Below are 25503 nucleotides of genomic sequence, written 5' to 3'. Positions count from 1 at the left end.
CCTTCGGCGGCGGCGTGTCCACCACGCTCACCCGTACGGGCCCGTTCGGTTGCTCCTATTGACATGGATCGCGACGGGGCGGGCTCGACGCGGTGCGGTGTCTCACCGAGTCGCTAGTCGTCGTCGTCCTTGCGCTTGCGCCAGCGGATGCCGGCGGCGATGAACCCGTCGAGGCCTCCGTCGAACACGGCGCTGGGGTTGCCCGACTCGAACCCGGTGCGGAGGTCCTTCACGAGCTGCTGTCCGTAGAGGAAGTACGAGCGCATCTGGTCGCCCCAGCTGGCGGTCATCGTGCCGGCCAGCTCCTTCTTCTTCGCGGCCTCCTCCTCCTTCTGCAGCAGCAGGAGTCGGGTCTGCAGCACGCGCATCGCCGCAGCGCGGTTCTGGATCTGGCTCTTCTCGTTCTGCATCGAGACGACGATGCCGGTGGGCAGGTGCGTGATGCGCACGGCCGAGTCGGTCGTGTTGACCGACTGGCCGCCCGGGCCGGAGGAGCGGAAGACGTCGACGCGGATGTCGGTCTCGGGGACGTCGACCTCGGTCGCCTCCTCCATGAGCGGGATCACCTCGACCGCCGCGAACGAGGTCTGCCGCTTGTCGGCCGAGCCGAACGGGCTGATGCGCGCCAGGCGATGGGTGCCCGCCTCGACCGAGAGCGTGCCGAACGCGTAGGGAGCGTCGACCTCGAAGGTGGCCGACTTGATGCCCGCGCCCTCGGCGTAGGACGTGTCCATGACCTTGACCGGGTACTTGTGCTGCTCGGCCCAGCGCAGGTACATGCGCAGGAGCATCTCGGCGAAGTCGGTGGCGTCGTCGCCGCCCGCCCCGGAACGGATCGTGATGATCGCCGCGCGCTCGTCGTACTCGCCGTCGAGGAGCGTCTGCACCTCGAGCTGGCCGATGACGTCCTGGAGCTCCGCGATCTCGTGCGTGGCCTCCTCGGCGGTGTCCTCGTCCTGCATCTCGTTCGCGAGCTCGACGAGCACCTCGACGTCGTCGAGGCGCCGCTCGATGCCGGTGATGCGGGCGAGCTCGGCCTGGCGGTGGCTGAGCGCGCTCGTGACCTTCTGGGCCTTCGCGGTGTCGTCCCAGAGGTCCGGCGCGCCGGCCTCCTCGCTCAGACGTGCGATCTCGGCGCGGAGCGCGTCGACGTCCACGACCGCGGTGATGTCGGCGAACGTGGAACGGAGGGCCTGGATCTCGGCGGAGGCATCGAACTCGAGCATGACGATCCAGCCTATCGCGCCCGCGCCGGATGCTCGCCGAGGCCGCGCCCGGCCCGGGCGCCGATCACTGCTTCTGCACGGGTCGCGCGGCGCCGGCCAGCAGCAGCGCGAGGAGCGCCGGCGCACAGATGACCAGGAGCGCCCGGTGGATGCCCACGAGGTCGCCGACGAAGCCCAGGAGCGGGGGACCTGCGAGGAACGCGAGGTAGCCGATCGTGGAGACCACCGAGACCCGCGCCGCGGCGCGCGCCGGATCGTCGGCGGCGGCCGAGATGCCGATCGGGAACGCCAGCGCCGCGCCGACGCCCCACAGCACCGCCCCGGCGCCGACGACGATCGCGTGGCCGCCGAAGACGAACAGCGCGAGACCCGCGACGACCGCGGCCATGCTCGCCCGCAGCACGGCGACGCGGCCGAACCGGTCGATCACGCCGCCCCCGACGAACCGCATGACGGTCATGGCGGCGACGAACAGGGCGAACAGGAGCGCCCCGACCGGCTCGCTCGTGCCGAGCCCGTCGACGGCCGCCTTCGCGATCCAGTCGTTGCCCGCGCCCTCGGCGAGCGTCGCGCCGAGCACGATGCCGCCGATGAGGAGCGTACGCGGCTCCAGCCAGGCGATGCGCCCCGCGGCATCCCTCTTCTCGCCCTCCGGCGCCGCGTCGGCCTTCTGCTGCGATGCTGCGTGGGGAAGGAAGAAGCGGGATGCCGTGAGCGTCAGGAGCAGCGCCAGCACCGCGACCGCGAGGAGATGCGCGGGAAGCCCGACCCCGAGGCCGGCCAGCCCCGCGCCGATCAGGGCTCCGACGAACGCGCCGGCGCTGAAGGCCGCGTGGAACTGCGGCATGATCGTGCGGCCGAGCCGGTGCTCGACGTCGGCGCCCTCGATGTTCTGCACGACGTCCCACAGGCCGATGCCGATGCCGTAGACGAACAGCGACGCGCCGAGGCCGACGAGCGAGCCCGTCCACAGCGACACCGCGACGCCCGCCATCGCGGCCGCGGCGACGAGGCCCGCGCCGCGCAGCGTGCTCGCGGTGCCGATGCGGCCCACGACCCAGCCGGCCGACGGCAGCGCGAGCAGCGACCCCACCGCGATGCACAGCAGGAACACGCCCATCTGTCCCGACGACAGGCCGAGCGTCTCGGTGACGGCGGGGATGCGCGCCGCCCAGCTCGCGAAGACGAGGCCGTTCCCGCCGAAGACGACGAACGTCGCCGTCGCGGCGGCCCGGGTCGTGCGGGTGTCGACCGACGTCACGCCTTCGCGGACACGAGCCAGGCGGTCGTGTCCGCGGGCAGCAGCCCGCCCTCGACCGGACCGCTCGCGATCGCGACGTCGCCCGCGGGCAGCGCGACCGGCTCGGTGCCGAAGTTCGTCACGACCTGCCAGCCGTTCGGGCGCGCGAAGTGCAGCACGGACGCGTCGTCCGTCGCGATCCACTCGAGCTCCTCGGCGGTCTGCAGCTCGGCGCGCAGCGCGAGCGCGGCGCGGTACAGCTCCAGGGTCGAGCCGGCCACGCCGTCCTGCGCGGTGACGGCGAAGTCCGCGAACCACGACGGCTGCGGCAGATGCGAGCCGCCCGGGCCGAAGCCGAACGAGGGGCCCTCTGCCGTCCAGGGCAGCGGCACGCGGCATCCGTCGCGGCCGATCTGCTCGCCCGCGCTGCGGAAGAACGACGGGTCCTGCCGCTCGGCGGCAGGGATCTCCCCCACCTCCTGCAGGCCGAGCTCCTCGCCCTGGTAGAGGTAGGCGGAGCCGGGCAGCGCGAGCATCATGAGCGATGCGGCGCGTGCGCGCCGGAGGCCCGTCTCGGCGTCGACGTCGGCGGCGTGACCGCCGTCGAGGAGCCACTGGCTGCCGTCCTGACCCTTGCCGCGGCGGCCCCCGCCGGCGGGGAGGCCGTAGCGCGTGGCGTGACGGACCACGTCGTGGTTGGAGAACACCCACGTCGACGACGCGCCGGTGGCGGCGGCCTCGGCGAGGTTCTTCGTGATCACCGCGCGGAACTGGTCCACGTCGAAGTCGGCCTGCAGCAGGTCGAAGTTGAACGCCTGTCCGAGTCCCTCGGGGCTCGCGTAGCGCGACAGCCGGTCGGCGTGCACCCACGCCTCGGCGACCGCCGTGCGCGGCGGCTCGTACTCGTTGAAGAGCGTGCGCCACTCGGCGTAGATCTCGTGCACCTCGTCGCGGTCCCAGAACGGGTGCGCGCCGAGCGCGTTGTCGTCCTCGCGCGGGAGCACGAGCTTGGACGGCAGCTCCTCCGGCAGGTGCTTGGCGAGGGCGTGGGCGACGTCGATGCGGAAGCCGTCGACGCCGCGGTCAGACCAGAAGCGCAGGGTCTTCAGGAAGTCCTCGCGGACCTCGGGGTTGTCCCAGTTGAAGTCGGGCTGCTCCTTGGCGAACAGGTGCAGGTACCACTGGCCGGGATTGCCGTCGGCCTCGGTGACGCGCTCCCACGCCGAGCCGCCGAACAACGAGTCCCAGTCGGACGGCGGCTCGTCGCCGTTCTCGCCGAGGCCGTCGCGGAAGATGTAGCGGTCGCGCGCCGCCGAGCCCTTCGGCGAGGCCAGCGCCTCGCGGAACCACTCGTGGAGGTTCGACGAGTGGTTCGGCACGATGTCGACGACGAGCTTGATGCCCGCCGCGTGCAGCGCGGCGGACAGCTCGTCGAAGTCGTCGAGCGTGCCCAGGCGCGGGTCGACGTCGCGGTAGTCGTCGACGTCGTAGCCGCCGTCCGCGAGCGCGGACGGATAGAACGGGCTCAGCCACACGGCGTCGATGCCGAGCCGCTGCAGATACGGCACGCGCGCGGTGATGCCCTTGAGGTCGCCGATGCCGTCGCCGTTCGAGTCGGCGAAGCTGCGCGGGTAGATCTGGTAGACGGCCGCCTGGCGCCACCAGTCGGGGTCGGCCATACGGGAGGCATCGGCGCGGGATGCCGGGACGGTGGTGAGCGGCAAGACGGGTTCCTTCGAGGATGTCGGGGTGGTCCGGCGATAGATGATTCGGCAGCCGAATCAAGTCTGGGAACCATTATGCGCGAGTTCCGGCCGCCATGCGAGCGCCGCGTGCGAACCGGCGCCCGTCATCTTCTCGTCACACGCGGGACGGCCTCTTCCCGCGAGCCCGGACAGGCCGTAATGTACGCACGGAGCGGCACTTCATACGAGGCGGTGGCGATGGTCGCGCGGTCCCCCCACGTCAGGCAGCAGCATGAGCGCGGGCGCCGTCGGCCCCGGACGCTCGCGGCCGCGGTCTCCGCCGTCATCGCGCTGACGGCCGCACTCGTCGGCATCCCGATCGTCGCCTCCGCGGACGGCCCGACGAGCTTCGCCGACACCGCGCCCGTCGCGATCCCGGCGACCGGCTCGATGAACCAGATCGGTCCGGCGAGCCCGTATCCGTCGACGGTCGACGTGAGCGGCCTGGCCGGCACCGTCTCGGCGGTGACGGTCACGCTCAGCGGTCTCAGCCACTCGGCGCTCAACGACGTCGACGCGATGCTCGTCGCCCCCGGCGGGGCGAACCTCGTGTTCCTCTCCGACATCGGCGACCCCGAGACGACTCTCGCGTTCGCGACCAACGCGACGCTCACGTTCTCGGATGTCGCGGGCGCGCAGGTGCCGACCGGCAACGTGTCGACCGGCACCTACCTGCCGACCAACCGCGGCGCCGGCGACCCCTTCCCCGCTCCCGCGCCCACGGCGTCGTCGCAGACGACGTTCGGCGGCGCCTTCACCGGCATCGTGCCCAACGGGACGTGGTCGCTCTACCTGGTCGACGACGCCACCGGCGACATCGGCACGCTCGCGGGCGGGTGGAGCCTCACCGTCACCACGACGGTCTCCGACGTCCCGACCGTCACCGCGGTCGCGACCTCCGGGACGCCGGCGGCGACGGGCACCCCGGTGACGTTCACCGCGTCCGTGACGGCGGACGGCGCGCCGGTCGACGACGGCGCCGTGCAGTTCCGCGACGGCACGACGGCGCTCGGCGCGCCCGTGCCGGTCTCGGCGTCGGGCACGGCGAGCCTCACGACGTCGACCCTCGCCGAGGGCACGCACGAGATCCGCGCCGAGTACGGCGGCGCCACCGGGTTCTCGTCGAGCAACGGGACCGTCTCGCAACGCGTCGACAACGCGACCGTGGTGAACGGCAGCACCTTCTGCAACCCGGGAGCGCTCACCGTGCCGCAGTCCGGCACGGCGACGCCGTACCCCTCGAACATCACCGTGTCGGGGCTGCCGACCGCGCTCACCAAGGTCACCGCGACGCTGCACGGGATCTCGCACACCGCTCCGATCGACCTCGACGTGATGCTCTCGGCGCCCTCGGGCGCAAGCGCGATGCTGCTCAGCGACGTCGGCGGCCAGCTCCCCGTCAGCGGCGCGACGGTGACGCTCGACGACGACGCGGCCTCGAGCGTCACCGGCGCCCTGTCGTCCGGCACGTTCCGCCCCACCGACGACGACCTCGACGCCGCCGACGCCGCGTTCCCGGCGCCCGCTCCGACGAGCGGGCCCGCGACGCTCTCCGTGTTCGACGGCGCCGACCCGAACGGCACCTGGAGCCTGTGGGTCGTCGACGACGCGACGGGAGACGCCGGCTCGATCTCCGGCGGCTGGTGCCTGACGTTCACGACGCAGGCCACGACCACGACGAGCCTGACCTCCAGCGACAACCCCGCGCTGGTCGGGCAGCCCGTCACGCTGACCGCGACGGTCACCTCGCAGGGCTCCCCCGTCACCACCGGCACGGTCGTGTTCCTCGACGGCGCCTCGCCGCTGGGACCCGCCGTCGCCCTCGCCGCCGACGGGACCGCGACGCTGACGACCTCCGACCTCGCGGCCGGCACGCACGGTCTCACGGCCTCGTACGCGGCGAGCGACGACTACGCCGAGAGCAGCGGCATCCTCGATCAGGTCGTCAGCAGAGCCGTCACGACGACGACCCTCGCCTCCAGCGGCAATCCGTCGCTCGACGGGCAGACCGTGACGTTCACCGCGCTCGTCACCGCGGCGGGCGCGCCGGCCACGACCGGCTACGTGCAGTTCGACGCCGACACGACGCCGCTCGGCCTGCCGGTCGCCCTCGGCGCGGACGGGACGGCGACGTTCACGACCTCGTCGCTCTCGGTCGGGACGCACGCGATCGGCGCGAGCTTCGGCGGCACCCCCGCGCTCGAGGCCAGCACGACGACGCTCACACAGCTCGTCGGCGCGGTCGTCGCCGACGCCGGCGGGCCCTACACCGTCGCCGAGGGCGCCGCGCTGCGGCTCGACGCATCCGGCTCGACGCCGGGAGCGGTCTACGCGTGGGACCTCGACGGCGACGACGACTTCGACGATGCCGCCGGCGTCGACCCGGTCCTGACGTGGTCGGAGTTGGAGGCCTTCGGCATCGACGACGGCCCCGCCGACCACGCGGTCGCGGTCCGTGTGACGCTCGGCACGGTGTCGACGACCGACGCCGCGCTCGTGCACGTGGACAACACGCCGCCGCGCGCGGTGCTGACCGGCTCCCTCACCGCCACGGTCGGCCGGCCGTTCACCATCAAGGTCGGCGCCGACGACCCGTCATCGGCCGACCTGGCCGCCCGGTTCGCCTACACGGTCGACTGGGGCGACGGCTCACCGGTCGAGACGGTCCTCGGTCCCGCCGATCCGCCCGTCACGCACACCTACGGCACCGCAGGACTGTTCACGGCCTCGTTCACCGCCACCGACAAGGATGCCGGCGTCAGCGAGCCGACGACCGTGCTGGTGCTCGCCTCGCCCGCACCGGCCCCGCCGGCGCCCGGCTCGCCGAGCACGACGACGGCCAGGAGCGCGCTCGTGCGGACCGGCGGCGAGTCGCCGGTCGCCTCGCTGCTGGCGGCGGGTGCGTTCGTCGCCGCCGGCGCGGCGCTCCTCCTCGCCGCCGGGGCCAGGGCGCACGGGCGCTCGCGCCCCTGACCCGCGGCCGTCCCGTCTGCCGTTAGCGTGGAGGGGATGACCGCCGCCAGCGACCCCGAGCCGATCAGCGGGGTGCTGTGGCGCTTCGCACCGATGATCTACGGACCGACCGTCCTGTTCGCGGTCGGCGAGGGGGCCGTCATCCCGCTCCTCCCCGTGCTCGCGGCGCGCCTCGGCGCCGACGTCGCGACGGCGGCGCTCGTGGCATCCGCGCTCGTCGTCGGCACACTGTGCGGCAACATCCCCGCCGGCTGGGCGGTCTCGCGCGTCGGCGAGCGGTGGACGATGGCGGGCGCCGGCCTCCTGGCCCTCGCGGCCGCCGTCCTCGGCGCCTTCGCGGCCGACGTGGTGCAGCTGATCGTGGCGGTGTTCGCGGTCGGCTTCTGCGCCGCCGCGTTCGGCCTGGCCCGTCACTCGTTCATGACGACGCGCGTGCCGTTGCACTACCGGGCGCGGGCGCTGTCGCTCCTGGGCGGCACCTTCCGCCTCGGCATGTTCGTGGGGCCCTTCCTCACCGCGGGCCTGCTGGCCCTCTTCGGCGACGAGCGGGCCTCGGTGTGGTTCTTCGCGGTGTGTCTCGTCGCGACGATCGCGCTCGTGCTGCTCGGCCCCGACCCCGAGACGCAGCTCGCGTCCGCGGCCGCGCCGCCCGCCACGGCATCCGTTGCCGCCCCCGAGCGCGTGGGCATCTTCGCGACGATGTGGCGGCACCGCGACGTGCTGTCGCGCGTCGGCCTCGCCGCCGCGATGCTGTCGGCGGTGCGCGCCACCCGGCAGGTCGTGCTGCCGCTGTGGGGCGTGTCGATCGGGCTCGACGGCGGGACCATCGCCCTCGTCGTGGGCGTGTCGGGCGCGATCGACTTCGCTCTCTTCTACGCGAGCGGCCAGGTGATGGACCGCTTCGGGCGGCTCTGGGCCGCCCTCCCCGCGATGCTGCTGATGGGCGGCGGCTTCGTCGCCCTCGCGTTCACCCACGACCTCGACGATGCGGCGATGTGGTTCGCGCTGTTCGCCGCGGTGCTGGGGGTCGGCAACGGGCTCTCCAGCGGCATCCTCCTGACCCTCGGCGCCGACCTGGCGCCGCGCCCCGATCCGGCGCCCTTCCTCGGCTCGTGGCGCACGCTCACCGACGCCGGCGGCGCGGCCGCGCCGGTGCTCGTGACGGTGCTGACCGCGCTCGGGTCGCTGTCGGTCGCGACCGGTGTCGTCGGCGCGATCGGCCTGCTGGGCGCGGCGGCCTTCGCCCGCTGGGTGCCGCGCTACGTGCCCCGCCGCCGCTGACCGTCCCCGGTCCCCGACTCGCCCCTGCCGGTGATCGCGCGTCCGCATCCGCGCCCCGGTGACCGTGAGACTCCAGCCCCGCGTCGAGACTGCGTGTCCGACGCGCAGCCTCGACGCACCAATGGAGTCTCGCGGTTCGGGGGCACTCTGACGGGGGCTGTGGATAACTTCCGACGCGCGGGTCTCGGAGTCGGCAGGATGCCTGGATGAGCCTCGCGTACGCATCCGCGCCCCTCGCGCCCGGCGACGGCGCGGGCGCGACCGCACGCATCGTCGAGCGGGTCCGCGAGCGCCTGCGGGCCGAGCAGGCCGACCCCGCCCGAGACCCCGACCGCGCGGCGCAGGTGGTGCGGGCCGAGGTGCAGCGCCACAACGACTTCGCCCTCGCGCGCGGGCTCGCCCTCGTCGACGACGAGGCGGCGTGCGTGCGCGAGGTGCTCGCCGCCGTCGCCGGCTACGGGCCGCTGCAGGCCTACCTCGACGACCCGACCGTCGAGGAGCTGTGGATCAACGCGCCCGACCGGATCTTCGTCGCGCGCGAGGGGCGCAGCGAGCGCGTGCCGCTCACGCTCACCGCGGCACAGGTGCGCGACCTCGTCGAGCGGATGCTGCACGCCACCGGCCGCCGCATCGACCTCAGCCAGCCGTTCGTCGACGCCTCCTTGCCCGACGGGTCCCGCCTCCACGTGGTGATCCCTGACATCACGCGCGTGCACTGGTCCGTGAACATCCGACGGTTCCTCGCCTCGTACCGCACGCTCGCCGATCTCGTGCGCGCAGGTTCGCTGACCGACACCGCGGCCGCGCTGCTGCGCGACGCGATGGCCCAGGGGCGCAGCATCCTCGTCTCGGGCGCCACGCACGCCGGGAAGACGACGCTCCTCGCCGCGCTCGTCGACGCGTGCCCGCCCGCGCACCGCATCGTCACCGTCGAGGAGACGTTCGAGCTCGCGGTGCGGGCGAACGACCTCGTCGCCCTGCAGGGCCGACAGCCGAGCCTGGAGGGCACCGGCGAGGTGAGCCTGCGCCGGCTCGTGAAGGAGGCGCTGCGCATGCGCCCCGACCGGCTCGTCGTCGGCGAGGTGCGCGACGCCGAGGCTCTCGACCTGCTGCTCGCGCTCAACACGGGCGTGCCCGGCGCGGCGACGCTGCACGCCAACTCGGCGCAGGAGGCGCTGCGCAAGCTCGCCGCGCTGCCGCTCCTGGCCGGCCGCAACATCGACGCCGGCTTCGTGCTGCCGGCGATCGCCTCCAGCGTGCACGTGGTCGTCCATTGCGAGCGCGACGGGTCCGGTCGGCGCCGGGTCGGCGAGATCGTCGCGCCGACCGGACGGGTCGTCGACGGCGCGGTCGAGACCCGGTCCATATGGCGGGCGGGCACGCCATGACGTTCGTGTGGGGCGCCCTGCTCGCGGCCGGCCTCCTGCTGACCGCCTCGCCGTGGCTGTGGCCGCACCGCGAGCGCGCCGACCGGCCCGTTCCCACCGGAGCCGCGACGCGCGTGCTGCAGGCGGCCGGCTTCGCCCACGTGCCGCCCGGACGGCTCGTCGCGATTTCGGGCGGCGCCGCGGTGGTCGCGGCCGCGATCGCGTGGCTCGTCACCGCGCTCCCGGCGTTCGTCGCCGTCGCCGCGATCGCCGCCGCGGCGGCTCCGACGGTGTGGCTCCGCGGTCGCGCGCTGCGCCTCCGCCGGTCACGACGGGCGCTGTGGCCGGACGTGTGCGATCTCCTCGTGGCATCCGTGCGGGCCGGCCTGTCACTGCCCGACGCCGTGGCGAGCCTCTCCGCGTCGGCACCGCCCGCGCTGCGCCCCGCGTTCGCGCTCTTCGCGGGCGACATCGCGGCATCCGGCCACTTCGACTCCAGCGTGCTGCGGCTGAAGGCGGCGCTCGCCGATCCGATCGCCGACCGCATCGTCGAGACGCTGCGCATGGCGCGCCAGGTCGGCGGCACCGAGCTTCCGGGCGTGCTGCGCGCGCTGTCGGCCTCGGTGCGCACCGAGGCGGCGCTGCGCGCCGAGGTCGAGGCGCGGCAGTCGTGGATCCGGGGTGCTGCCGTGCTGGGCGTCGCGGCGCCCTGGGTCATCCTCGTGCTGCTGTCGATGCGGCCCGAGGGCGCGGCGGCGTACTCCAGCCCCGAGGGCGTTGCCCTCATCCTCGCCGGCGCCGCCGTGTCGGTGGTCGCGTACCGCGTGATGCTCCGCATCGGCCGGCTTCCCGAGCCGCGGCGGTGGTTCGGATGAACGCGCCCACGCAGGTCGCGCTCGCCGTGGTGCTCGGCTGCGCGTTCGCCGCCGGCATCCTGCTCGTGGCCGCTCGCGTGCCTCGTTGGGCGGCGCCGTCGCTGCAGCGTCGCATCGCGCCGTACGTGCGCGACGTCGCCGATCCGGGCGGACTGACGCCGCTGTTCGCACCGGGTCGAGCGGCCGGGTGGCGCGCTCGTCGAGACCGGTTCGTCGCGGGCCTCGGCGGTGCGGACGCGATCGCCCGGCGCCTGAGGCAGGCGGGCTGGTCGATGGATGCCGCCGTGTTCCGCGCGCGCCAACTGGGCTGGGCTATCGGCGGCGTCGCGGTCGGCGGGCTCGTGGTCGTCGCGCTCGCGCTGACCGGTCGGCTCCATGCCGGGGCGGTGCTCCTGCCGCCGCTGCTCGCCGTGATCGCCGCGGCGCTGTGCGACGCGCGCCTGACCCAGGCCGCCCGGCGACGGGCCGCGCGGATCGAGGAGGAGCTCCCGACCGTGCTGGAGTTCCTCTCGCTGTGCCTCGCCGCGGGCGAGGGCCTGCTCGACGCGCTGCACCGCGTCGGCGAAGTCGGCGCGGGCGAGCTCACCGCAGAGATCCGCCGGGCCGTGCTGTCGACGCGCACCGGCTCGAACCTCCGCGACGCGCTCGCGACCCTCGCCCGCGGCGTCGACGTGTCCGCCGTCTCGCGCAGCATCGACCACGTCGTCGCCGCGATCGATCGCGGCGCGCCGCTCGCCCAGGTGCTGCAGGCACAGGCGCAGGACGCCCGCGAGGACGCGAAGCGCACGCTCATCGAGCAGGCGGGGCGCAAGGAGATCTACATGCTCCTGCCACTCGTCTTCATGGTGCTGCCCCTGTCGGTGCTCGTGGCGGTCTTCCCGGGGATCGTCATGCTGCGGCTGGGGCTCGGCTGATGCACGGGTACGGGGGCGCGACGGCGCCGAGAGGAAAGCGAAGGGAGACGGACATGATCCGTGACACGAAGGGGCAGCTGCGTCCCGAGGGCGAGGGACTCCTCGCCGACGAGCGCGGCGACGTGCCCGGCTGGGTCCTCGTGACCTTGATGACGGCGGGCCTCGTCGTCGCGATCTGGGCGCTCGCGGGCCCCGCGCTCGCCGACCTGTTCGAGCAGGCGATCGCACGCGTCTCCGGCCTGTGACGCACACCACCGCGGGCGGACCGGCCGTGCTGCGTGACGAGGAGGGGTCGAGCCCCGTCGAGTTCGTGCTCGTCGGCGCGCTCCTGACCGTGCTCACGCTCGCGGTCATGCAGCTCGGGCTCGCGGTGTACGTCCGCAACGTCGTGCACGACGCCGCCGTGGAGGGCGCTTACCACGCCGCGCTCGCCGACACGTCGGTCGACGACGGCGCCGCCCGCACCGCCGAGATCATCGCGCGCACCGTGGGCGAGGGCTTCGCGGAGAGCGTCTCGGTGCGCGAGCAGTCCGACCTCGGGCATCCGACCGTCGAGGTGAGCGTCGTGGCGACACTGCCGCTCGTGGGACTCCTCGGCGCGCCGCGCGGGCTGGAGGTGACCGCGCATGCCCCTGTGGAGAGCTTCGACCGCCCCGGCGACTGAACCGGACGCCATCGCCCCGGTGCACCCCGAGGAGGGCACCGCCGCGCTGGAGTTCATCGCGGTGGGTCTGCTGCTCCTCGTCCCGATCGTCTACCTCGTGATCGCGCTCGGCACGATCCAAGGCCAGTCCCTCGGGGTCGAGGCCGGCGCGCGCCACATCGCGCGCGCGGTCGCGACGGCGCCGGATGCCGCGACCGCCTCGTCGCGCGCCGATCGCGTGCTCGCCGCAGTGACCGACGAGTACGGGCTCGACCCGGCCACGGTCGACGTGACGGTCGGCTGCACGAACGTCGGCGCCGCGTGCCCCGAGGCGGGCGCCACCCTCGTCGTGACCGTCGCCGCCGAGGTCGCCCTGCCCCTCGTGCCGCCGGTGCTCGGGCTGGAGCGCGTCGCACGGGTGCCGGTGGAGGCGACGTCGGCCCAGAAGGTCTCGCGCACGTGGGGCGCCGGCTGATGCGACGGGCGCTCTGGTGCGCCGGGTGGCGCGGGCGGGCCGCCGACGAGGGCAGCGTGCTGCCGCTCACCCTCGGCTACGCCGTGCTCGCGCTCGTGCTCGTCTTCGTGTGCGTCGACGCGACGAGCCTCTATCTCGCCCAGAAGCGCATCGAAGGGGCGGCGGATGCCGCGGCGCTCGCCGGCGCGGACGGGTTCACGGTCGCGGTCGACGAGGGCGGCCCAGTGATCGCGCTGAGCGACGCCGGCGTGCGGGAGCAGGCCGACGACGTCGTCGCGGTGTACGACGGCGTCCGCGTCGTGGTCGCGGGGACGCCCGACGGCACGTCGGCGCGCGTGACCGTGGCCACGGAGTGGCATCCACCGATCCTGACCCTGTTCGTGCCCGACGGCGTCGCTCTCGAGGCCACCGCCACGAGCCGCACCGCCCTCCGGTGAGCCCGGCCGCCGGCGCACCCCCTCCGGACCGCGAGACTCCAGTGGCGCGTCGAGACTGCTCGCCCCGCACGCGGTCTCGACGCACGGTTGAAGTCTCGCGGTGTGCGGCGGTGTGCGGCGGCCGCGGTGGCGCGGCTCAGCGACGGGCGAGGGGCGTGAGGCCGACGGCGAGCGGCAGGTCGAGCTCCCACCGCTCGCGATGACGGGCGCCGACGGCCTGGGCGCTGCCGAAGTCGTCGGCGATCAGCACGATGCGCGCGGGCGACACCTCGGCCACGCGCACGCGCCGCGGCGGGTCGAGCTCGAGGACGAGCGGCTCCGCCAGCCACGAGAGGCCGAGCGCCTCGACCGCGGCCTCCGCGCTCTCCCAGTCCGCGGCCGCGGCGATGGGACGACCGAGCAGGTCGTGCGGCACGAACGCCTCGCCGGTGAACGCGATGTAGCCGACGGTCTCGCCGTCGGCGCGGCGATGCGGCATCCAGTCCTCGGGGATCACGCGTTCCACGCTAACGCGCGCGGCGCGCAACCTGGCAAGTCGCCGGGACGGCGCGGCGGGCCACCGGGCGGCTCGGATCCCCTTGGGTAGACTTGGTGCGCCCGCGGGAGTGGTGGAATTGGCAGACACGCAGGATTTAGGTTCCTGTGCCTCACGGCGTGTGGGTTCAAGTCCCACCTTCCGCACGGTGCCGAATCCACGGCATCCGAATCCGCCGACCGACTCACGACCGACGGGACCTCCGTGCATTCCCTCTCCCTCATCCCCTGGCTCGACCCCGAGACGATCATCGGGGCCGCCGGCCCGTGGGCGCTCCTGGTCGTCTGCTTCATCGTCTTCGCCGAGACGGGTCTGCTCGTCGGCTTCCTCCTCCCCGGCGACACCCTGCTGGTGATCTCGGGGCTCCTCTCGCACGCGCAGCCGTACGCGCCGGAGGGCGTCTTCGGCATCAGCGTGTGGTGGGTGGCGCTGCTCATCGGCCTGTCCGCGTTCCTCGGCGGCGAGGTCGGCTTCTACATCGGCCACAAGGGCGGGCCGGCGGTCTTCGAGCGTCGTGAGTCGGGCCTGTTCAGCCGCAAGAACGTCGAGCGCACGAACGCGTTCTTCGAGCGGTACGGCGGCCTCACGATCATCCTCGCGCGCTTCGTGCCCATCATCCGCACGTTCGCCCCGGTGGCCGCCGGCGTCGGGCACATGCACAAGGGCAAGTACACGCTCTACAACCTCATCGGCGCCGTGATCTGGGGCTTCGGCCTGACGATGTTCGGCTACCTCATCGGATATATTCCGCCGGTGGCATGGTTCGTGCAGGAGTACATCGACCTGATCCTCCTCGCCGCGGTCGGCGGCACCGCCCTCGTGACGGTGTGGCACTACTTCCGTGAGCGCTCGAAGTCCAAGAAGGAGGCGGCCGCGGGCCAGGCGCCCGTGACGCCCGACCCGACGGTCATCCCCGACGCGGAGTGACCGTCAGGAGGCCTTCTTCGCCTTCTTGCCGGCGGGCTTGCTCGCGCTCTTCGCCGACGGCGTCTTCTTCTTCGCGGATGCCGTGCCCCCGGCATCCGTCGACGACCCCTGACCCCGCGCGGCACGGCTGCGCTCGACGCTCGCACGCAGCGCCGCCATGAGGTCGATGACCTCGCCGCCGGTGTCGGCCTCCTCGGGCGCGCCGAAGGTCTCGGCGGTGTCGAGCGCCTCGCCCTTCTCGAGCTTGGCCTCGATGAGCGTGCGGAGCTCCTGCTGGTACTCGTCGACGAACTCGGACGGGTCGAAGTCGCTCGAGAAGCTGTCGACGAGGCTCGCGGAGAGCTTGAGCTCCTTGTCGGAGATCTTGACCGGCTCGTCGAGCGCGGGGAACGACGCCTCGCGCACCTCGTCGGCCCACAGGAGGGTCTGCAGCACGAGGACGTCGCCGCGCACGCGCAGGGCGGCGAGCCGCGTCTTCTGCCGCAGCGAGAAGCGCACGATCGCGGTGCGGTCGGTCTGCTCGAGGGTCTGCCGCAGCAGCACGTACGCCTTCGGCGACGCCGAGTCGGGCTCGAGGTAGTACGCGCGGTCGAGCGTGAGCAGGTCGATCTGATCGCTCGGGACGAACTCGACGACCTCGATCTCGCGACTGCGCTCGGCCGGCAGCGACGCGATGTCCTCGGCGGTGAGGACGATCGTGCGCTCCCCGTCGTCATAGGCCTTGTCGATGTCGGCGAACGGCACGACCTCGCCGCACACCTCGCACTTGCGCTGATAGCGGATGCGTCCGCCGTCGGCGCCGTGCACCTGGTGCAGCGGCACGTCGTGGTCCTCGACGGCCGAATAGACCTTCACCGGCACGTTGACGAGCCCGAACGTCAGGGCGCCCTTCCAGATCGCTCTCATCCCCCCAGTACACACCGTCGCACGTGCTACGGCCAGTCCGGCACGGCAGGATGGGACCATGGCCGAGGGCGAGCAGCTGGTGCGCGTCGACGGCCGGCGTCTGCGCCTCACCAACCTCGACAAGGTCCTCTACCCCGAGACCGGCACGACCAAGGGCGAGGTGATCGACTACTACACGCGCATCGCGGCCCTGCTAATCCCGCACGCCAGCGGACGGCCGGTCACCCGCAAGCGCTGGCCGGAGGGCGTCGACCATCCGCCGTTCTTCGCCAAGGACCTCGAACGCGGCGCGCCGTCGTGGGTGCCGCGCCGCCCGATCGACCACTCCGGCGGAGCGAAGGACTATCCGCTCGTCGAGGACGTGCCGACGCTCGTCTACCTCGCGCAGGTCGCGAGCCTCGAGCTGCACGTGCCGCAGTGGCGCTTCACGCGTCACGGCGACCGCGCCAACCCCGACCGCCTCGTGCTCGACCTCGACCCCGGGCCGGGAACGGGGCTCGCGGAGTGCGCCGAGGTGGCGCGCTGGGCGCGCGAGATCCTGCGGGGCATGGGGATGGACCCCGTGCCGGTCACGAGCGGCAGCAAGGGCATCCATCTGTACACGCGGCTCGACGGCCGGCAGACGAGCGACGACGCGTCCGCGTTCGCGCGCGAGCTCGCCCGGCTCATCGAGGCCGATCACCCCGACCTCGTCGTCAGCCAGATGACCAAGAGCCTGCGCCCCGGCAAGGTGTTCCTGGACTGGAGCCAGAACAACGGCTCCAAGACCACGATCGCGCCCTACTCGCTGCGCGGGCGGCCGCAGCCCACCGTCGCCGCCCCCCGCACGTGGGAGGAGCTCGACGATCCGGATCTCCGCCACGTGCTGCTGCACGAGATGCTGGAGCGCGCCGACGCCCTCGGCGACCTGTTCGCGCCGCTGCGCCCGCAGTCGGCTGAGTACGGTCCCCTGTCGGCCTACCTGTCCAAGCGCGCGGCCGGGCGCACGCCCGAGCCGGTGCCCGACTCCCCCGTCGCCGCTCCCCCGCCCCGGCCCGAGGAGCTGCCGCGCTTCGTGATCCAGGAGCACCACGCGAGCCGCCTGCACTGGGACCTGCGCCTCGAGCACGGCGGGGTGCTCGTGAGCTGGGCGGTGCCGCGCGGCATCCCGGACTCGCCCGAGCGCAACCACCTCGCGGTCATGACCGAGGACCACCCGCTGTCGTACGCGACGTTCGAGGGCGAGATCCCGCGCGGCGAGTACGGCGCCGGGAGCATGACGATCTGGGACGAGGGCCGCTACGAGCTGGAGAAGTGGCGCGACGACGAGATCATCCTCACCGCGACCGGTCGCGACGGCGGCCCGCTCGGGCGCGCGCGGCTCGCGCTCATCCGCACCGAGGGCGAGGGCGAGAAGTCGTCGTGGCTGCTGCATCGCATGAAGGATGCCGCGGCCTCCGCCGCACGCGCGCACCGACCTGCGGCCTCCCGCACCGCGGGCCCGCCGCACGCGGAGGGCGAGACCGAGGAGACCTCCGCGCATACGGACGCCACGTCCGCACCGGCCGCGTCGGACGCGTCGCGGGTGCCGGACGGATCGGCCCCGCCGAGCGGGTCGATCACGCCGCACGGACGCGGTCCCGCCCCGATGCTCGCGGTGCCCGCCACCGCGGCCCGCGGTCGCGAGGCCGCGGACCGCTGGGGACGGTGGGTGGAGTTCAAGTGGGACGGCATCCGCGCCATCGGGCTGTGGGACGGCGAGCGGCTGCGGCTGCGCGCGCGCAGCGGCACCGACATCACCGCGCGGTATCCGGAGCTCACCGGGCTGGACGCGGGGCTGGGACCTGAGCCGGCCGTCGTCGACGGAGAGATCGTCGCCCTCGACCGCGCCGGACGCCCGAGCTTCACGCGCCTGCAGAACCGCATGCATCTCACGAAGCAGCGCGAGATCGCGCGCGAGGCCCCGCGCACCCCGGTGACCTACTTCCTGTTCGACGTGCTCGGCGCCGGCGATGCGGATGCCACCGGGCTGCCGCTCGCGGACCGCCGGCTGCTCCTCGAAGACCTCGCGCGCGACGCGATCCCCACCATCGTCGTCCCGCCGGTCTCCGACGACGTCGACTCGGCGCTGCAGACCGCGAAGGATCTGAACCTCGAGGGCGTCGTCGTCAAGGATCCCCGCTCGCGCTACCGCGCCGGCGCACGGTCGGAGGAGTGGCTCAAGGTCAAGCTCACGCGCACGCAGGAGGTCGTGATCGGCGGCATCCGCCCCGGCAAGGGCGGACGCACCGGGTCGATCGGGTCGCTGCTGCTCGGCATCCCGGGGCCGGACGGGCTGCGGTACGCCGGGCGTGTGGGCACCGGCTTCACCGAGGCCGAGCGCGCGCGGCTGCAGGGGATGCTGGAGCCGCTGCGGACCGACGAGAACCCCTTCGTGGGGGTTCCGGCCGCCGACGCGTCGGACGCGCGGTGGGTGCGGCCGCGACTGGTCGCCGAGGTCGAGTTCGCCGAGTTCAGCCCCGGCGACATCCTCCGGCACGCACGCTGGCGAGGCCTCCGCTCCGACATCGCCCCGGCGGACGTCGCCCGCGAGCCTTGACCCGCGGGTCAGTCGTGGCGGGCATCGCCGTGCTCGACGTGCCCCGCCGGCTCGAACTGGAACGTGGAGTGCTCGACGTCGAAGTGCTCGGCGAGGCACGTCTGCAGGCTCGTCAACAGCGCCGCGGAGCGACCGTCCGCGAGCACCGCGCGCTCGACCACGACGTGCGCCGTGAACACCGGCGCGCCCCGCGTGAGCTGCCACACGTGCACGTCGTGGACGGCGGTGACGCCGGGCTTGCGGAGGATGTGCTCGCGGATCGCGGCGACCTCGGTGCCGCGCGGGGCGCGCTCGCCGAGCACCGAGAACACCTCGCGCAGCAGCACGACCGCGCGCGGCAGGATCATCGCGGCGATGACGAGCGACGCCAGGGCGTCCGCCGGCATCCATCCCGTCGTCCAGATGACGACCGCGGCGACGATCACGACCGCCGACCCGATGAGGTCGCCGAGCACCTCGAGGTAGGCGCCCCGCACGTTGATGCTGTGCCGCTGCGCGGCGCTCAGCAGGTACATCGAGACGCCGTTGGCGACGAGGCCGACCACGGCCACGACGAGCATGAGGCCGCCCGCGACCTCGACCTCGCCGCCGCCCACGAGTCGCTGGACGCCCTCGACGGCGATCCAGACCGACAGCACGATGAGGATGACCGCGTTGGCGAGCGCGCCGAACACCTCGGCGCGCTGGTAGCCGTAGGTGTTGCGCTCGTTCGCCGGGCGGGCGGCGACGATGCTCGCCACGAGCGCGATGACGAGCGCGGAGCTGTCGGTGAACATGTGCGCGGCGTCGGCGAGGAGCGCGAGCGACCCGGTCCAGACCGCGCCGACCACCTGCACGACCATGACGGTCGCCGTCAGCGCCAGCGAGATCGCGAGCAGCCTCCGGTTGCTCGCGCCGCGGACGCCGGGCGCGTGGTCGTGCATGGCATCGAGGCTACGCGCGGCGCCGCCGCGCCGCGCTCGCCTGGCCCCAGTCGGGAATGAGTCCGGTTCTCATGCCGTGGCGCGCGTCATGCGGCCCGAGACCGAGCGGGCTACAGCGTCGCCAGCAGCGGCGCCAGCGCGACGAACGCGCGGGCGCGGTGCGATTCCGCGTTCTTCTCCGCGGGCGACAGCTCCGCGGCGGTGCGCTCGGCGCCGTCCTGCCCGTCCGGCACGAAGATCGGGTCGTAGCCGAAGCCGCCGCCGCCGGCGGGCGCGGTCGCGAGGCGGCCCGGCCACACGCCCTCGACGACGTGCTCCGCGCCGCCGGGCACGACGAGCGCGATCGTGGAGCGGAACTGTGCCGTCCGGTGCGGGTCGGCGACGTCGGAGAGCTGGTCGAGGAGGAGCGCGAGGTTCGCCGCGGCATCCTTCGCGTGGCCCGCCCAGTACGCCGAGAACACCCCCGGCGCGCCGCCGAGCACGTCGACGCAGATGCCGGAGTCGTCGGCAAGGGCCGGGAGCCCCGTGTGCGCGGCGGCCGCACGCGCCTTGATCAGGGCGTTCTGCGCGAAGGTCACGCCGTCCTCGACCGGCTCGGGGCCGTCGTACCCGACGACCTCGAGGTCGGGCCTGGTCGCCGCGACGATGCCCTGGAACTCCTCGACCTTGTGCGGGTTGTGAGTGGCCAGGACGACCCGGCGGACGGGCCCGCTCACTCGGCCGGCTCCAACGCGGCGGACTGGAGGTCGCGCAGCGACGCGCACCCGGCGACGCCGAGGTCGAGCAGCGCGTCGAGCTCGCGCTTGTCGAACGGCGCGCCCTCGGCGGTGCCCTGCACCTCGACGAACAGGCCCCGGCCGGTGACGACGACGTTCATGTCGGTCTCGGCCCGCACGTCCTCGACGTATGCGAGGTCGAGCATCGGCTCGCCGTCGACGATGCCGACCGATACCGCGGCGACCGAGTCGTGCAGCGGCACGGCGCGCTGCCCGATGAACCGCTTCTCGCGGCCCCATTCGATCGCGTCGGCGAGGGCGACGTACGCGCCCGTGATCGCCGCCGTGCGCGTGCCGCCGTCGGCCTGCAGCACGTCGCAGTCGATCACGATCGTGTTCTCGCCGAGCGCCTTGGTGTCGACCACGGCGCGCAGCGCGCGGCCGATCAACCGCGAGATCTCGTGCGTGCGCCCGCCGATGCGCCCCTTGACCGCCTCGCGGTCGTTGCGCGAGTTCGTCGCGCGCGGCAGCATCGCGTATTCGGCGGTCACCCAGCCCCTGCCCTTGCCGGCGAGCCAGCGCGGCACGCCGTTGGTGAAGGAGGCCGTGCACAGCACCTTCGTGCCCCCGAACGAGATCAGCGCCGAGCCCTCGGCGTGTGCGCTCCAGCCCCGCTCGATCGTGACCGGGCGGAGCTCGTCGGATGCGCGGCCGTCGGCGCGGGTCTTGTCGGTCACAGGAGGTCCTCTCGGAGGGTGGGCAGGTCGATGGCTCCGGTCTGCACGAGCTGCACTTCGCGCACCTCGCGCCCGAGCAGTCGCTGGGCGAGCCGGATGAAGTCGTCGGACGAGTCGCCGGTGGCCTCGTAGACGCGCGTGCCGACGGCGTCCGCGTCGGCGAGCAGGCGCCGGCTGACCAGCTGCCGGTAGACGTCGTTGGCGGTCTCGGTGTCGCTGGAGACGAGCGACACGTCGGGGCCCATGACATAGCTGATCGCGCCCTTGAGGAACGGGTAGTGCGTGCAGCCGAGCACGAGCGTGTCGACGCCGGCGTGGCGGAGCGGGGCGAGATAGGCCTCGGCGGCCTCGAGCAGCTCGGGCGAGTCGGTGACGCCGGCCTCGACGTACTCCACGAAGCGCGGGCACGCGGCGGTGAAGACGGTGAGCCGCTCATTGACGCCGAGCATGTCCTGGTAGGCGCCCGAGCCGATCGTCCCCTCCGTGCCGATGACGCCGATGCGTCCGTTGCGGGTCGTCGACATCGCGGTGCGCACGGCCGGGCCGATGACCTCGACGACCGGCACGTCGTAGCGCTCGCGCGCGTCGCGGAGCATGGCGGCGGATGCCGTGTTGCACGCGATCACGAGCATCTTCACGCCCTGGTCGACGAGCGTGTCGAGCACCTCGAGCGCGTAGCGGCGGACGTCGGCGATGGGCTTGGGCCCGTAGGGCGAGTGCGCGGTGTCGCCGATGTAGAGGATCGACTCGCGCGGCAGCTGGTCGCCGATCGCGCGGGCCACCGTGAGCCCGCCCACCCCGGAGTCGAAGATGCCGATGGGAGCGCGGTTCACGGTCCACCAGCCTACGCCCGCACTCGTACTAAAGTGACCGGCATGCGCGCGCCCAGCACCGCCCTCCTCACCGATCGCTACGAGCTCACGATGCTCGACGCCGCGCTGCGCGACGGCACCGCGCAGCGCCGCTGCGTGTTCGAGCTGTTCGGTCGCCGCCTGTCCGGCGGCCGCCGCTTCGGCGTCGTCGCCGGCACCGGACGGCTCCTCGGGCTCCTGCGCGACTTCCGCTTCCACGACGACGAGCTGCGGTTCCTCCGCGATGGGCGGGTGGTGGATGCCGAGACGCTCGACTTCCTCGCCGGCTACCGCTTCACGGGAACCGTCAGCGGGTACCGCGAGGGCGAGCTGTACTTCCCGGGCTCCCCCATCCTGACGGTGGAGGGCACGTTCGCCGAGGCCGTGGTCCTGGAGACCCTCGCGCTCAGCGTGCTCAACCACGACTCCGCGGTCGCGACGGCGGCGGCGCGCATGGCGATCGCGGCCGGCGACCGGCCGCTCGCCGAGATGGGCTCCCGCCGCGCCGCCGAGGAGTCGGCGGTCGCCGCCGCGCGCGCCGCGTACGTCACCGGGTTCGCCGCGACCAGCAACCTCGAGGCCGGCCGACGCTGGGGCATCCCGACGATGGGCACGGCCGCGCACGCGTGGACGCTCCTGCACGACAGCGAGGAGGACGCGTTCCGCAGCCAGGTCGAGACGCTCGGGGTCGACACGACGCTGCTCGTCGACACCTACGACATCGTCGAGGGCGTCCGCACCGCGATCCGCGTCGCCGGTCCCGGTCTGGGCGGCGTGCGGATCGACTCAGGAGACCTGCCCACGGTCGCGGCCCAGGTGCGCGCGCAGCTCGACGAGCTGGGCGCCACCGGCACGCGCATCACGGTCACGAGCGACCTCGACGAGTTCGCGATCGCGGCTCTCGCGGCATCCCCCGTCGACGCGTACGGGGTCGGCACCTCGGTCGTCACCGGGTCCGGCACGCCGACCGCCGGCATGGTCTACAAGCTCGTGGCGCGGCAGGCGGGCGACGGCGCGTGGGTCGCGGTCGCGAAGGCGTCGACCGACAAGGGCTCGAAGGGCGGACGCAAGGCCGCGTTCCGCACGCTCGAGCACGGCGTCGCCACGAGCGAGCTCATCGCCGTGGCGGACGGCTTCGAGCGGGTGCCGGATGCCGCCGACCACCCCGACGCGCGGCCCCTGCAGGTGACGCTCGTCGAGCACGGCGAGCCGGATGCCGCGGCCCTCGGGCCGGCCGGCGTCGTCGCCGCGCGCGAGCACCACCTTCGCGTGCGCGAGGAGCTGCCGGTGCGCGGGCTCGCGCTCAGCCGCTCCGACCCGGCACTGCCGACCGTCTACGTCGACGTCGAGTAGACGGCGCTCAGCCGGTCGTCGAGACCGGGCTCAGCCGATCATCGAGTCGTAGATCTCTTTGCAGGTGGGGCACACCGGGAACTTCTGCGGATCGCGACCGGGCGTCCACTTCTTGCCGCACAGCGCGCGCACCGGCTTGCCTGTGATCGCGGACTCGAGGATCTTGTCCTTCTTGACGTAGTGCGAGAAGCGCTCGTGGTCGCCGGGCTCGATGTGCTCCTCGCGCAGCAGTTCTTCGAGCTCGCGGTCGAGGGTCGCGAGACCGCCTTGGTCCGGGCTGTCGAGTGGCGTGCTCATGTCTGCAGATTCTAGCGGCGCCTCCGACACCGGGGCTCAGGTCGCCTCGGCGAACTCCATCAGGCGGCTGCCGCGCCGGTCGAAGGCGCGTCCGCCGATCGCGACGCCCGCGCCGCACACGAGCAGTCCGACGCCGACGCCGAGCCACAGGGTGATCCACGAGAACGCCGCCGGCTCGGCGAGGCTCAGCCAACCCCACCACAGCACGGGCGCGCTGAGCGCGATCGCGCCGAACAGCACGAGGCCCTGCGCCGACGCGCCGCCGGTGCGCTGCGGCTGCACGAAGGGGCTCTCGCCCGGCCGGGTCACGGCGTAGGGCGACACGACCGACGACACCGACGACAGTCCGAGTCCGCACAGGAACAGGCTCACGCACACGCCCACGAGCGCGGGGAGCACGGCCCAGCGCCCGTGCAGCCACGTCGTCACCGGCACCGCGACGGCGAGCAGGGGCACGGCGATCAGCACGACCGGCACGAGCCGGCCCCAGCGGTCCGCCGTGCCGCGCACGGCGCTCGAGACGTGCATCCACAGCGCCGTGGAGTCGTAGGCGAGGTCGTTGTGGGCGATCCAGCCGAGGAAGAGCGCCAGGAGCGGGGCCATCACGAGCACGGCCGTCGACAGCGGCACCCCCACGACCACGAGCGGCACGACCGCGACGATCGAGGCGACCGGCACGACGGAGAGGTTCGCGAGGTAGCGCGGGTCGCGCAGCCAGTAGACGAGGCTCCGCGCCGCGATCGCGCCGCCCGGCGTGTCGGGCGTGACCGCGAACCAGCCGAGCCCATGCCGTTCGCGGACGGATGCCGGGCGCTCGGTCGTCGTCAGCAGCCGTCGGACGAGCCACGCCCACAGCACGGCGAGGCCCGCGACCGTGCCGATCGCGACGACGAGCGGACCGGCATCCCCCGTGCCCGCCGACACCGCCCACGGCGCGCCGACGGGTGTGAGCGCGAGCACCTCGACGGCCTCGGCGAGCTGGGTGGGCACTCGCCCCTGCCAGCGCAGCGATGCGAGGAAGACGCCCACCGGCACCACCACGACGAGCAGGGCGACGAGGAACAGTCCGGTGAGCTCGCGCGAGCGGCGCTCGCGCAGCACGAGCGCGGCGATCGCGAGCGACGCCCTGGCCAGCAGCAGGCATGTGGCGACGCCGAGAGCGACCCCGAGCACGGTGAGCACGGGCGCGGCGCCGCGCGCGATCCACAGGAGCGCGACACTGCCCCCGAGCGCGATCGCCGCGACGAGCGGCACGCTCACGACGCCGGCGAGCAGCAGAGAGCCGGCGAGCCGCCGCGGCGGCAGGCCGAGCACCGCGAAGCGCCGCGGGTCGAGCGGGTCGTCGGCGCCGGCGACGAGCGGCGCCCCGGCGAACCCGAGCGTGACGGCGGCGCCGACGAGCACGGTCACGGCGAACGCGACGTCCTCCGGCACCGTCCGCAGCCGCAGGACGCCCCAGCACGCGACGACCACGGCCGCCGCGAGCAGGATCAGGCCCAGGGTCATGCGGACGACGTGCCGCACGTCGCCCCGCAGGGCGCCGACGAGCAGGTCGAGCCTCAGCCGGAGAAGGTGTGCAACCACTCCAGGCCCTCCACGTCGCTGACCCCGCCGGCGAGCTCGACGAAGCGCTGCTCCAGCGTGCGCGTGCCGCGCACCTCGTCCACCGTCCCCTCCGCGAGGATGCGCCCGGCGACGATGACGGCGACGCCCGAGCACACGCGCTCGACGAGCTCCATGCCGTGGCTCGTGAGCACCACGGTGCCGCCGTGGGCGACGTAGGCGCCCAGGATGTCGAGGATCACGGCGCTCGAGACCGGGTCGACCGACTCGAACGGCTCGTCGAGCACCAGCAGTCGCGGCGCGTGGATCATGGCGCCCGCCAGCATGAGCTTCTTGGTCATGCCCGCCGAGTAGTCCGCGACGGGTCGCGCGAGCGCGTCGGCGACGTCGAACGCGCGCGCGAGGTCGGTGACGCGACCCTCGACGACCGCCGAGCTGACGCCCCGCAGCACGCCGTAGTAGTGCAGCAGCTGCCGGCCGGTGAGCCGGTCGAACGTGCGCAGCCGATCGGGCAGCACGCCGATGAGGGCCTTCGCGCGCACCGGCTCGGCCGCGAGGTCGATGCCGGCGATCTCGATGCGCCCGGCGTCGGGCTGCAGCAGACCGGCGATCATCGAGAGCGTCGTGGTCTTGCCGGCGCCGTTCGGCCCGACGATGCCGTAGAAGGTTCCGGCGCGGATCGCCAGGTCGACGCCCGCGACGGCGTGGGTCGCGCCGAACGACTTGGTCACCCCGGTCAGGCGGAGCGCCGGCTCCTCGTCGTCGTCCGCGACGTCCGGGGCTCCGGCCACGGCCGTCTCCTGGACGGATGCCGGCGGCACGGGATCGGCCTCATCGATCGCGGCCGCCCCGGAACCGCTCTCCTCGGGCGCCTCGTCCCGAGGCGTCTCCGTCGGCGTCGGGACGTTCTCGGCGACGTCGCGCGCAACGAGATCCTCGAC

The 25503-nt window shown here is 73.6% G+C and carries 24 protein-coding genes and 1 tRNA gene; 13 read left to right on the top strand and 12 right to left on the bottom strand.

Annotation, left to right across the window (positions count from 1 at the left end; all coding sequences use genetic code 11):
* Nucleotides 1-113: 113 nt before the first annotated feature.
* The 3 genes from prfB to WML84_RS00445 form a co-directional block, all read right to left on the bottom strand.
* Nucleotides 114-1226: a peptide chain release factor 2 gene (prfB, locus tag WML84_RS00455; protein ID WP_347344185.1), complete on the bottom strand. Its 1113-nt coding sequence runs from the start codon at nucleotides 1224-1226 to the stop codon at nucleotides 114-116.
* A 64-nt stretch (nucleotides 1227-1290) separates the two neighbouring features.
* On the bottom strand, nucleotides 1291-2487 hold the full coding sequence (locus WML84_RS00450; RefSeq protein ID WP_347344184.1) for an MFS transporter: 1197 nt from the start codon (nucleotides 2485-2487) through the stop codon (nucleotides 1291-1293).
* Nucleotides 2484-4145, bottom strand: a complete 1662-nt coding sequence (locus tag WML84_RS00445) for an alpha-amylase family glycosyl hydrolase (RefSeq protein ID WP_347344210.1) — start codon at nucleotides 4143-4145, stop codon at nucleotides 2484-2486. Before WML84_RS00445 ends, WML84_RS00450 begins: the two co-directional genes overlap by 4 nt.
* 264 nt (nucleotides 4146-4409) lie before the next feature.
* Here WML84_RS00445 and WML84_RS00440 point away from each other — a divergent pair, with 264 nt between their 5' ends.
* From WML84_RS00440 to WML84_RS00400, 9 genes are all read left to right on the top strand, one after another.
* Complete coding sequence (locus tag WML84_RS00440; RefSeq protein ID WP_347344183.1) at nucleotides 4410-7184, top strand: Ig-like domain repeat protein; 2775 nt, start codon at nucleotides 4410-4412, stop codon at nucleotides 7182-7184.
* 36 nt (nucleotides 7185-7220) lie between these two features.
* Nucleotides 7221-8465, top strand: a complete 1245-nt coding sequence (locus tag WML84_RS00435; RefSeq protein WP_347344182.1) for an MFS transporter — start codon at nucleotides 7221-7223, stop codon at nucleotides 8463-8465.
* 206 nt (nucleotides 8466-8671) lie between these two features.
* The gene (locus tag WML84_RS00430; RefSeq protein WP_347344181.1) at nucleotides 8672-9853 is read left to right on the top strand and encodes an ATPase, T2SS/T4P/T4SS family; all 1182 of its coding nucleotides are present in this window, start codon (nucleotides 8672-8674) and stop codon (nucleotides 9851-9853) included.
* The gene (locus WML84_RS00425; RefSeq protein WP_347344180.1) at nucleotides 9850-10707 is read left to right on the top strand and encodes a type II secretion system F family protein; all 858 of its coding nucleotides are present in this window, start codon (nucleotides 9850-9852) and stop codon (nucleotides 10705-10707) included. Before WML84_RS00430 ends, WML84_RS00425 begins: the two co-directional genes overlap by 4 nt.
* Nucleotides 10704-11621 carry a type II secretion system F family protein gene (locus tag WML84_RS00420; RefSeq protein ID WP_347344179.1) on the top strand — a complete coding sequence of 306 codons (918 nt, stop codon included), beginning with the start codon at nucleotides 10704-10706 and terminating at the stop codon, nucleotides 11619-11621. Before WML84_RS00425 ends, WML84_RS00420 begins: the two co-directional genes overlap by 4 nt.
* A gap of 53 nt (nucleotides 11622-11674) precedes the next feature.
* Nucleotides 11675-11866: a hypothetical protein gene (locus WML84_RS00415; protein WP_347344178.1), complete on the top strand. Its 192-nt coding sequence runs from the start codon at nucleotides 11675-11677 to the stop codon at nucleotides 11864-11866.
* A complete protein-coding gene (locus WML84_RS00410) occupies nucleotides 11863-12285 on the top strand; it encodes a TadE family protein (protein WP_347344177.1) in 423 nt (140 codons plus the stop codon). The genes WML84_RS00415 and WML84_RS00410 overlap by 4 nt, the downstream gene beginning before the upstream one ends.
* Complete coding sequence (locus WML84_RS00405) at nucleotides 12248-12739, top strand: TadE family protein (RefSeq protein ID WP_347344176.1); 492 nt, start codon at nucleotides 12248-12250, stop codon at nucleotides 12737-12739. The genes WML84_RS00410 and WML84_RS00405 overlap by 38 nt, the downstream gene beginning before the upstream one ends.
* A 56-nt stretch (nucleotides 12740-12795) precedes the next feature.
* Nucleotides 12796-13176, top strand: a complete 381-nt coding sequence (locus WML84_RS00400) for a pilus assembly protein TadG-related protein (protein WP_347344175.1) — start codon at nucleotides 12796-12798, stop codon at nucleotides 13174-13176.
* 136 nt (nucleotides 13177-13312) lie between these two features.
* Here WML84_RS00400 and WML84_RS00395 read toward each other — a convergent pair whose 3' ends face one another.
* On the bottom strand, nucleotides 13313-13672 hold the full coding sequence (locus tag WML84_RS00395) for a hypothetical protein (protein WP_347344174.1): 360 nt from the start codon (nucleotides 13670-13672) through the stop codon (nucleotides 13313-13315).
* 103 nt (nucleotides 13673-13775) lie between these two features.
* Here WML84_RS00395 and WML84_RS00390 point away from each other — a divergent pair.
* A tRNA-Leu gene (locus WML84_RS00390) sits at nucleotides 13776-13857 on the top strand.
* A gap of 58 nt (nucleotides 13858-13915) precedes the next feature.
* Nucleotides 13916-14638: a VTT domain-containing protein gene (locus tag WML84_RS00385; protein WP_347344173.1), complete on the top strand. Its 723-nt coding sequence runs from the start codon at nucleotides 13916-13918 to the stop codon at nucleotides 14636-14638.
* 3 nt (nucleotides 14639-14641) lie between these two features.
* Here WML84_RS00385 and WML84_RS00380 read toward each other — a convergent pair whose 3' ends face one another.
* The gene (locus WML84_RS00380) at nucleotides 14642-15544 is read right to left on the bottom strand and encodes a Ku protein (RefSeq protein WP_347344172.1); all 903 of its coding nucleotides are present in this window, start codon (nucleotides 15542-15544) and stop codon (nucleotides 14642-14644) included.
* A gap of 58 nt (nucleotides 15545-15602) precedes the next feature.
* Here WML84_RS00380 and WML84_RS00375 point away from each other — a divergent pair, with 58 nt between their 5' ends.
* Nucleotides 15603-18122 carry an ATP-dependent DNA ligase gene (locus WML84_RS00375; RefSeq protein WP_347344171.1) on the top strand — a complete coding sequence of 840 codons (2520 nt, stop codon included), beginning with the start codon at nucleotides 15603-15605 and terminating at the stop codon, nucleotides 18120-18122.
* 8 nt (nucleotides 18123-18130) lie between these two features.
* Here WML84_RS00375 and WML84_RS00370 read toward each other — a convergent pair whose 3' ends face one another.
* From WML84_RS00370 to murI, 4 genes are all read right to left on the bottom strand, one after another.
* Nucleotides 18131-19045, bottom strand: a complete 915-nt coding sequence (locus WML84_RS00370) for a cation diffusion facilitator family transporter (protein WP_347344170.1) — start codon at nucleotides 19043-19045, stop codon at nucleotides 18131-18133.
* Between the two features lie 110 nt (nucleotides 19046-19155).
* Nucleotides 19156-19761, bottom strand: coding sequence for an RdgB/HAM1 family non-canonical purine NTP pyrophosphatase (gene rdgB, locus WML84_RS00365; RefSeq protein ID WP_347344169.1), 606 nt, complete (start codon nucleotides 19759-19761; stop codon nucleotides 19156-19158).
* Nucleotides 19758-20498, bottom strand: a complete 741-nt coding sequence (rph, locus tag WML84_RS00360; protein WP_347344168.1) for a ribonuclease PH — start codon at nucleotides 20496-20498, stop codon at nucleotides 19758-19760. Before rph ends, rdgB begins: the two co-directional genes overlap by 4 nt.
* Nucleotides 20495-21331: a glutamate racemase gene (gene murI, locus WML84_RS00355; RefSeq protein ID WP_347344167.1), complete on the bottom strand. Its 837-nt coding sequence runs from the start codon at nucleotides 21329-21331 to the stop codon at nucleotides 20495-20497. Before murI ends, rph begins: the two co-directional genes overlap by 4 nt.
* 33 nt (nucleotides 21332-21364) lie before the next feature.
* Here murI and WML84_RS00350 point away from each other — a divergent pair, with 33 nt between their 5' ends.
* Nucleotides 21365-22702, top strand: a complete 1338-nt coding sequence (locus WML84_RS00350) for a nicotinate phosphoribosyltransferase (protein ID WP_347344166.1) — start codon at nucleotides 21365-21367, stop codon at nucleotides 22700-22702.
* A 30-nt stretch (nucleotides 22703-22732) separates the two neighbouring features.
* Here WML84_RS00350 and WML84_RS00345 read toward each other — a convergent pair whose 3' ends face one another.
* From WML84_RS00345 to WML84_RS00335, 3 genes are read right to left on the bottom strand one after another with little or no spacing between them, the layout of a single operon-like run.
* A complete protein-coding gene (locus WML84_RS00345; protein ID WP_347344165.1) occupies nucleotides 22733-22999 on the bottom strand; it encodes a DUF3039 domain-containing protein in 267 nt (88 codons plus the stop codon).
* A 36-nt stretch (nucleotides 23000-23035) separates the two neighbouring features.
* Nucleotides 23036-24583 (bottom strand): hypothetical protein, encoded by a 1548-nt coding sequence (locus WML84_RS00340; protein ID WP_347344164.1) that lies wholly within the window; start codon nucleotides 24581-24583, stop codon nucleotides 23036-23038.
* The gene (locus tag WML84_RS00335; RefSeq protein ID WP_347344209.1) at nucleotides 24559-25353 is read right to left on the bottom strand and encodes an ABC transporter ATP-binding protein; all 795 of its coding nucleotides are present in this window, start codon (nucleotides 25351-25353) and stop codon (nucleotides 24559-24561) included. Before WML84_RS00335 ends, WML84_RS00340 begins: the two co-directional genes overlap by 25 nt.
* Nucleotides 25354-25503: the final 150 nt, after the last annotated feature.

This window comes from Microbacterium sp., from assembly GCF_039812165.1.
Lineage (GTDB): Bacteria > Actinomycetota > Actinomycetes > Actinomycetales > Microbacteriaceae > Microbacterium.
This window is presented reverse-complemented; position numbering and strand designations above follow the sequence as displayed.

Bases quoted from the DNA above. Each gene is read 5' to 3' on its own strand.
- WML84_RS00440 (WP_347344183.1), top strand. From the start codon at position 4,410: ATGGTCGCGCGGTCCCCCCACGTCAGGCAGCAGCATGAGCGCGGGCGC.
- WML84_RS00435 (WP_347344182.1), top strand. From the start codon at position 7,221: ATGACCGCCGCCAGCGACCCCGAGCCGATCAGCGGGGTGCTGTGGCGC.
- WML84_RS00380 (WP_347344172.1), bottom strand. From the start codon at position 15,544: ATGAGAGCGATCTGGAAGGGCGCCCTGACGTTCGGGCTCGTCAACGTG.
- WML84_RS00430 (WP_347344181.1), top strand. From the start codon at position 8,672: ATGAGCCTCGCGTACGCATCCGCGCCCCTCGCGCCCGGCGACGGCGCG.
- WML84_RS00415 (WP_347344178.1), top strand. From the start codon at position 11,675: ATGATCCGTGACACGAAGGGGCAGCTGCGTCCCGAGGGCGAGGGACTC.
- WML84_RS00445 (WP_347344210.1), bottom strand. From the start codon at position 4,145: ATGGCCGACCCCGACTGGTGGCGCCAGGCGGCCGTCTACCAGATCTAC.
- WML84_RS00425 (WP_347344180.1), top strand. From the start codon at position 9,850: ATGACGTTCGTGTGGGGCGCCCTGCTCGCGGCCGGCCTCCTGCTGACC.
- WML84_RS00375 (WP_347344171.1), top strand. From the start codon at position 15,603: ATGGCCGAGGGCGAGCAGCTGGTGCGCGTCGACGGCCGGCGTCTGCGC.
- prfB (WP_347344185.1), bottom strand. From the start codon at position 1,226: ATGCTCGAGTTCGATGCCTCCGCCGAGATCCAGGCCCTCCGTTCCACG.
- WML84_RS00405 (WP_347344176.1), top strand. From the start codon at position 12,248: ATGCCCCTGTGGAGAGCTTCGACCGCCCCGGCGACTGAACCGGACGCC.
- WML84_RS00370 (WP_347344170.1), bottom strand. From the start codon at position 19,045: ATGCACGACCACGCGCCCGGCGTCCGCGGCGCGAGCAACCGGAGGCTG.
- WML84_RS00345 (WP_347344165.1), bottom strand. From the start codon at position 22,999: ATGAGCACGCCACTCGACAGCCCGGACCAAGGCGGTCTCGCGACCCTC.
- WML84_RS00420 (WP_347344179.1), top strand. From the start codon at position 10,704: ATGAACGCGCCCACGCAGGTCGCGCTCGCCGTGGTGCTCGGCTGCGCG.